Consider the following 5,017-nt stretch of genomic DNA (forward strand, 5'->3'; position numbering starts at 1 on the left):
GTGTCGACCCGATCACGGGTAAACATTCACGGAGAGTTTGATCCTGGCTCAGGACGAACGCTGGCGGCGTGCTTAACACATGCAAGTCGAACGATGAACCACTTCGGTGGGGATTAGTGGCGAACGGGTGAGTAACACGTGGGCAATCTGCCCTTCACTCTGGGACAAGCCCTGGAAACGGGGTCTAATACCGGATAACACTTCTGCCTGCATGGGCGGGGGTTAAAAGCTCCGGCGGTGAAGGATGAGCCCGCGGCCTATCAGCTTGTTGGTGAGGTAATGGCTCACCAAGGCGACGACGGGTAGCCGGCCTGAGAGGGCGACCGGCCACACTGGGACTGAGACACGGCCCAGACTCCTACGGGAGGCAGCAGTGGGGAATATTGCACAATGGGCGAAAGCCTGATGCAGCGACGCCGCGTGAGGGATGACGGCCTTCGGGTTGTAAACCTCTTTCAGCAGGGAAGAAGCGAAAGTGACGGTACCTGCAGAAGAAGCGCCGGCTAACTACGTGCCAGCAGCCGCGGTAATACGTAGGGCGCAAGCGTTGTCCGGAATTATTGGGCGTAAAGAGCTCGTAGGCGGCTTGTCACGTCGGGTGTGAAAGCCCGGGGCTTAACCCCGGGTCTGCATTCGATACGGGCTAGCTAGAGTGTGGTAGGGGAGATCGGAATTCCTGGTGTAGCGGTGAAATGCGCAGATATCAGGAGGAACACCGGTGGCGAAGGCGGATCTCTGGGCCATTACTGACGCTGAGGAGCGAAAGCGTGGGGAGCGAACAGGATTAGATACCCTGGTAGTCCACGCCGTAAACGGTGGGAACTAGGTGTTGGCGACATTCCACGTCGTCGGTGCCGCAGCTAACGCATTAAGTTCCCCGCCTGGGGAGTACGGCCGCAAGGCTAAAACTCAAAGGAATTGACGGGGGCCCGCACAAGCAGCGGAGCATGTGGCTTAATTCGACGCAACGCGAAGAACCTTACCAAGGCTTGACATCGCCCGGAAAGCATCAGAGATGGTGCCCCCCTTGTGGCCGGGTGACAGGTGGTGCATGGCTGTCGTCAGCTCGTGTCGTGAGATGTTGGGTTAAGTCCCGCAACGAGCGCAACCCTTGTCCTGTGTTGCCAGCATGCCCTTCGGGGTGATGGGGACTCACAGGAGACCGCCGGGGTCAACTCGGAGGAAGGTGGGGACGACGTCAAGTCATCATGCCCCTTATGTCTTGGGCTGCACACGTGCTACAATGGCCGGTACAATGAGCTGCGATACCGTGAGGTGGAGCGAATCTCAAAAAGCCGGTCTCAGTTCGGATTGGGGTCTGCAACTCGACCCCATGAAGTCGGAGTTGCTAGTAATCGCAGATCAGCATTGCTGCGGTGAATACGTTCCCGGGCCTTGTACACACCGCCCGTCACGTCACGAAAGTCGGTAACACCCGAAGCCGGTGGCCCAACCCCTTGTGGGAGGGAGCTGTCGAAGGTGGGACTGGCGATTGGGACGAAGTCGTAACAAGGTAGCCGTACCGGAAGGTGCGGCTGGATCACCTCCTTTCTAAGGAGCACTTCTTAACCGGGCTTGCCTGGTTCAGAGGCCAGTTCATCAGCGAACGTCTGGTGCTGGTTGCTCATGGGTGGAACGTTGACTATTCGGCACACTTGATCGTCTTCTCCTTCTAGTACTGCCCTTCGGGGTGTGGAACGTCGAGGGGAGCGGGGAGTGTGCCGGGCGCGCTGTTGGGTGTCTGAGGGAATGGTTTTCCTCAGTCGCCGGCCCCGGTAAAGCACTGACGATGTTGGTGTGTGACGGGTGGCTGGTCGTTGTTTGAGAACTGCACAGTGGACGCGAGCATCTGTGGCCAAGTTTTTAAGGGCGCACGGTGGATGCCTTGGTACCAGGAACCGATGAAGGACGTGGGAGGCCACGATAGTCCCCGGGGAGCCGTCAACCAGGCTTTGATCCGGGGGTTTCCGAATGGGGAAACCCGGCAGTCGTCATGGGCTGTCACCCATACCTGAACACATAGGGTATGTGGAGGGAACGCGGGGAAGTGAAACATCTCAGTACCCGCAGGAAGAGAAAACAACCGTGATTCCGGGAGTAGTGGCGAGCGAAACCGGATGAGGCCAAACCGTATACGTGTGAGACCCGGCAGGGGTTGCGTATGCGGGGTTGTGGGATCTCTCTTTCACAGTCTGCCGGCTGTGAGACGAGTCAGAAACCGTTGATGTAGGCGAAGGACATGCGAAAGGTCCGGCGTAGAGGGTAAGACCCCCGTAGTCGAAACATCAGCGGCTCGTTTGAGAGACACCCAAGTAGCACGGGGCCCGAGAAATCCCGTGTGAATCTGGCGGGACCACCCGCTAAGCCTAAATATTCCCTGGTGACCGATAGCGGATAGTACCGTGAGGGAATGGTGAAAAGTACCGCGGGAGCGGAGTGAAATAGTACCTGAAACCGTGTGCCTACAAGCCGTGGGAGCGTCGGACATCAAGCTTGCTTGGTGTCTCGTGACTGCGTGCCTTTTGAAGAATGAGCCTGCGAGTTTGCGGTGTGTTGCGAGGTTAACCCGTGTGGGGAAGCCGTAGCGAAAGCGAGTCCGAATAGGGCGATTCAGTAGCGCGCTCAAGACCCGAAGCGGAGTGATCTAGCCATGGGCAGGTTGAAGCGGAGGTAAGACTTCGTGGAGGACCGAACCCACCAGGGTTGAAAACCTGGGGGATGACCTGTGGTTAGGGGTGAAAGGCCAATCAAACTCCGTGATAGCTGGTTCTCCCCGAAATGCATTTAGGTGCAGCGTCGTGTGTTTCTTGCCGGAGGTAGAGCACTGGATAGGCGATGGGCCCTACCGGGTTACTGACCTTAGCCAAACTCCGAATGCCGGTAAGTGAGAGCGCGGCAGTGAGACTGTGGGGGATAAGCTCCATGGTCGAGAGGGAAACAGCCCAGAGCATCGACTAAGGCCCCTAAGCGTACGCTAAGTGGGAAAGGATGTGGAGTCGCACAGACAACCAGGAGGTTGGCTTAGAAGCAGCCACCCTTGAAAGAGTGCGTAATAGCTCACTGGTCTAGTGATTCCGCGCCGACAATGTAGCGGGGCTCAAGCGTACCGCCGAAGTCGTGTCATTGCAGCAATACGCCCAACGGCGGCTGTGATGGGTAGGGGAGCGTCGTGTGCCGGGTGAAGCCGCGCCGGAAGGCAGTGGTGGACGGTTCACGAGTGAGAATGCAGGCATGAGTAGCGATACAAACGTGAGAAACGTTTGCGCCGATTGACTAAGGGTTCCTGGGTCAAGCTGATCTGCCCAGGGTAAGTCGGGACCTAAGGCGAGGCCGACAGGCGTAGTCGATGGATAACCGGTTGATATTCCGGTACCCGCTGTGAAGCGTCAAACATTGAACCGAGCGATGCTAAGTCCGTGAAGCCGCCCTGGAGCCTTCGGGCAAAGGGGAGTGGTGGAGCCGACGGACCAGACTCGTAGTAGGTGAGTGATGGGGTGACGCAGGAAGGTAGTCCATCCCGGGCGGTGGTTGTCCCGGGGTAAGGGTGTAGGCCGTGCGATAGGCAAATCCGTCGCACATGAGGCTGAGACCTGATGCCGAGCCGATTGTGGTGAAGTGGATGATCCTATGCTGTCGAGAAAAGCCTCTAGCGAGTTTCATGGCGGCCCGTACCCTAAACCGACTCAGGTGGTCAGGTAGAGAATACCGAGGCGTTCGGGTGAACTATGGTTAAGGAACTCGGCAAAATGCCCCCGTAACTTCGGGAGAAGGGGGGCCACATCCGGTGAGAGGACTTGCTCCTTGAGCTGGGGGTGGCCGCAGAGACCAGCGAGAAGCGACTGTTTACTAAAAACACAGGTCCGTGCGAAGCCGTAAGGCGATGTATACGGACTGACGCCTGCCCGGTGCTGGAACGTTAAGGGGACCGGTTAGTGCGCTTTCGGGCGTGCGAAGCTGAGAACTTAAGCGCCAGTAAACGGCGGTGGTAACTATAACCATCCTAAGGTAGCGAAATTCCTTGTCGGGTAAGTTCCGACCTGCACGAATGGCGTAACGACTTCTCGACTGTCTCAACCATAGGCCCGGTGAAATTGCACTACGAGTAAAGATGCTCGTTTCGCGCAGCAGGACGGAAAGACCCCGGGACCTTTACTACAGTTTGATATTGGTGTTCGGTTCGGCTTGTGTAGGATAGCTGGGAGACTGTGAACTCTGGACGCCAGTTCAGGGGGAGTCGTCGTTGAAATACCAGTCTGGTCGTGCTGGATGTCTAACCTGGGTCCGTGATCCGGATCAGGGACAGTGTCTGATGGGTAGTTTAACTGGGGCGGTTGCCTCCTAAAGAGTAACGGAGGCGCCCAAAGGTTCCCTCAGCCTGGTTGGCAATCAGGTGTTGAGTGTAAGTGCACAAGGGAGCTTGACTGTGAGACCGACGGGTCGAGCAGGGACGAAAGTCGGGACTAGTGATCCGGCGGTGGCTTGTGGAAGCGCCGTCGCTCAACGGATAAAAGGTACCCCGGGGATAACAGGCTGATCTTCCCCAAGAGTCCATATCGACGGGATGGTTTGGCACCTCGATGTCGGCTCGTCGCATCCTGGGGCTGGAGTCGGTCCCAAGGGTTGGGCTGTTCGCCCATTAAAGCGGTACGCGAGCTGGGTTTAGAACGTCGTGAGACAGTTCGGTCCCTATCCGCTGTGCGCGTAGGAGTCTTGAGAAGGGCTGTCCCTAGTACGAGAGGACCGGGACGGACGAACCTCTGGTGTGCCAGTTGTCCTGCCAAGGGCATGGCTGGTTGGCTACGTTCGGGAGGGATAACCGCTGAAAGCATCTAAGCGGGAAGCCTGCTTCGAGATGAGGACTCCCACCCCCTTGAGGGGTTAAGGCTCCCAGTAGACGACTGGGTTGATAGGCCGGATCTGGAAGCACCGTAAGGTGTGGAGGTGACCGGTACTAATAGGCCGAGGGCTTGTCCTCAGTTGCTCGCGTCCACTGTGTTAGTTCTGAGGCAACGACCGT

The 5,017-nt window shown here is 57.6% G+C and carries 2 rRNA genes; both read left to right on the forward strand.

The features are described from left to right. Positions 1 to 25 precede the first annotated feature (25 nt). Positions 26 to 1,551 (forward strand): 16S ribosomal RNA (locus M8H82_RS36225). A 302-nt stretch (positions 1,552 to 1,853) separates the two neighbouring features. Beyond that, positions 1,854 to 4,975 (forward strand): 23S ribosomal RNA (locus tag M8H82_RS36230). Together the 16S and 23S rRNA genes form the textbook arrangement of a ribosomal RNA operon. The last annotated feature ends 42 nt before the right edge of the window (positions 4,976 to 5,017 follow it).

The sequence above is a fragment of the Streptomyces sp. YS415 genome (genome assembly GCF_023544665.1).
In the GTDB taxonomy this organism is placed as follows: domain Bacteria; phylum Actinomycetota; class Actinomycetes; order Streptomycetales; family Streptomycetaceae; genus Streptomyces.